1 protein-coding gene is annotated in these 1230 nt (G+C 57.4%); it reads left to right on the top strand.

Annotated elements, in window-relative coordinates:
• Nucleotides 1–61 precede the first annotated feature (61 nt).
• A complete protein-coding gene (locus tag AC1RNN_RS19660) occupies nucleotides 62–1222 on the top strand; it encodes an IS30 family transposase (RefSeq protein ID WP_493091413.1) in 1161 nt (386 codons plus the stop codon).
• Nucleotides 1223–1230 lie beyond the last annotated feature (8 nt).

Genomic DNA, 1230 nt, shown 5'->3' with positions numbered 1-1230 from the left:
GGCGGATTCAACCGGTCGCTGCAACACCTTAAATTCTGCATGAGCGGAAGGAGTGTTGCCAATGAAATACAGAACAAGGATCTACTACACGGATAGCCAGAAGGCTTTAATGTGGGAACGCTGGAAGAAAGGTGAGTCTCTGCAGCAGATTGCGCAGTTGTTTAACCGCAACCACTCATCCGTCAATCGCATCCTCGCTGAGACTGGTGGAATACGCCCACCGCAGCGTAGCCGCTCTGCGCTTGTGCTGAGCCTGGCCGAGCGGGAAGAGATATCACGCGCACTGGTGGCGGGGCAGTCGATCCGCTCAATTGCCTCCCGGCTTGGGCGAGCGCCCTCAACCGTCAGCAGAGAGATATTGCGCAACGGCGGTCAAAGCTGCTACCGGGCGACCCAGGCCGACCAAGCAGCCTGGGACAGAGCGCACCGCCCCAAGCGCTGCAAGTTGGTTCAGAACCCAAGCCTGGCGCACATCGTGGCAGGCAAGCTCCAGCGGCAGTGGGCACCGCAGCAGATCGCAGGATGGTTAAAGCATACTTATCCGTGCGACGGGAACTACCACGTGTCACATGAAACCATCTACCGCAGTCTCTTTATTCAAGCCCGTGGCGCCTTGAGCAAGGAACTGCTGCAGCATTTGAGACGCACCCGGGCCATGCGCCGCTCGCGCCACCACACCCAGAAGACAGACAACCACGGCAAGATCACAGACACGGTGTCCATCAGCGAGCGCCCAGCTTCGGTGCAAGACAGGGCCGTGCCAGGTCACTGGGAAGGTGACTTACTCTTTGGAAGCATCAACACCCAGATTGCGACACTGGTTGAGCGGCAGACCCGCTACGTGATGCTGGTGAAGGTTGCCAGCAAAGACACAGAGACCGTTGTCAACGCGCTGATCAAACACGCACGCAAGCTTCCACAGGAACTGTACAAATCACTGACCTGGGATCGTGGCAAGGAGATGGCGGACCACAAGCGTTTCACCTTGGCCACGGACATCGATGTTTACTTCTGCGATCCTCGCAGTCCTTGGCAGCGCGGTAGCAATGAGAATACGAATGGCCTGCTGCGGCAATACTTCCCCAAAGGGATTGATATCTCTGAGTACTCGCAGGCTCAGCTCAATGCAGTGGCGAGAAGGCTTAACGAGCGTCCACGGATGACACTAGACTACGAAACGCCTGCTGAACGATTCAGCCAACTTGTTGCAGCGACCGGTTGAATCCGCCG

This window comes from Rhodoferax sp. GW822-FHT02D07 (genome assembly GCF_058802405.1).
Note: the sequence above shows the minus strand (reverse complement) of the source record. Positions and strands in the feature narration are given on the sequence as shown.